Source organism: Streptomyces rhizosphaerihabitans, assembly GCF_025399795.1.
GTDB lineage: Bacteria > Actinomycetota > Actinomycetes > Streptomycetales > Streptomycetaceae > Streptomyces > Streptomyces rhizosphaerihabitans.
On sequence record NZ_JAODTZ010000213.1, the window covers coordinates 1 to 316 of the forward strand.

Sequence of the window (316 nt, forward strand, 5' to 3'; positions counted from 1 at the left end):
GTAGATGGAGGCGACGCCCATCAGCTGGAGGCCGTTGCGGAACACGCCGACGATGAGGACGCCGATGAAGGTGCCCAGGACCGAGCCGCGTCCGCCGAAGAGGCTGGTGCCGCCGAGGACCACGGCGGTGATGCTGTCGAGGTTGTCGGTCTGCCCGGCCTGCGGGTCGCCGACTCCGGTGCGGGAGATGAGTAGCAGGGCGGCGATGCCGTACAGCAGACCGGCCACGGTGTAGATGCCGATGGTCAGGCGGGAGGTACGGATGCCGTTGAGCCGGGCGGCCTCGGCGCTGTTGCCCAGGGCGTAGACGTGCCGT

Annotated in this window: 1 protein-coding gene; it reads right to left on the reverse strand. The window is 69.6% G+C overall.

Features of this window, described 5'->3' with window-relative positions; translation table 11 throughout:
- A partial coding sequence (locus N4G66_RS45460) for an ABC transporter permease (protein WP_391859000.1) occupies positions 1-316 on the reverse strand: 316 nt, incomplete at both ends.